Below are 1,055 nucleotides of genomic sequence, written 5' to 3'. Positions count from 1 at the left end.
GCGCAAATATCGCCCCTCGAATTTCTCCGAGCTGATCGGCCAGGAGCCGATGGTCCGCACGCTCACCAACGCCTTCGCTACCGGCCGCATCGCCCAGGCCTGGATGCTGACCGGCGTGCGCGGCGTCGGCAAGACGACGACGGCGCGTATCCTCGCGCGGGCCCTGAACTATAAAACCGCGACCGTCGACCAGCCCTCGGTCGACCTTTCGATCCCTGGAGAGCATTGCCAGGCGATCATGGAAGGCCGCCATGTCGACGTCATCGAGATGGACGCCGCTTCCCACACCGGCATCGACGACATCAGGGACATCATCGACCGCGTGCGCTACGCCCCGGTCTCGGCCCGCTACAAGGTCTACATCATCGACGAAGTGCACATGCTCTCCACCCAGGCCTTCAACGGCCTGTTGAAGACGCTGGAAGAGCCGCCGCCGCACGTCAAATTCATCTTCGCCACCACCGAGAACCGCAAGGTGCCGATCACGGTTCTGTCGCGCTGCCAGCGCTTCGACCTGAGGCGCATCGATGCCGGCGCGCTGGTTGCGCATCTTGCGGCGATCGCCGCCAAGGAAGGCATTTCCGTCGACGACGAAGCGCTGGCGATGATTGCCCGTGCCGCCGAAGGCTCGGCGCGCGATGCGCTCTCGATCCTCGACCAGGCGATTGCCCACGGCAGTGGCGCGGTCAGCGCCGAGGCGGTGCGCGCCATGCTGGGCCTGGCCGACCGCGCCCGCATCATCGACCTGTTCGAGCATGTCATGAAGGGCGACGTGGCGGCTGCTTTGACCGAGTTCCGGGCACAGTACGATACCGGCGCCGATCCGGCCGCGGTGCTCACCGACCTTGCCGAATTCAATCACCTCGTCACCCGGCTGCGTTTCGTGCCGGCCGCGGCCGACGATGCCTCGCTCTCCGAGGACGAGCGCCGGCGCGGCGCCGAATTCGCGAACGCGCTGTCGGTGCGCGTCCTGTCGCGAACCTGGCAGATGCTGCTCAAGGGCATTCCCGAGGTGCAATCCTCCAACCGCCCGGTCAGTGCCGCCGAGATGGTGC

The 1,055-nt window shown here is 66.5% G+C and carries 1 protein-coding gene; it reads left to right on the top strand.

The genetic code is table 11. The annotated features are described in order from the left end of the window. On the top strand, nt 1-1,055 hold a 1,055-nt coding region (locus EOA38_RS37550), incomplete at both ends, for a DNA polymerase III subunit gamma/tau (protein ID WP_127301580.1).

Source organism: Mesorhizobium sp. M1E.F.Ca.ET.041.01.1.1, from assembly GCF_003997355.1.
GTDB lineage: Bacteria > Pseudomonadota > Alphaproteobacteria > Rhizobiales > Rhizobiaceae > Mesorhizobium.
The sequence above is the reverse complement of the archived record's forward strand: the minus strand, read 5'-3'. Positions and strand labels throughout refer to the sequence as shown.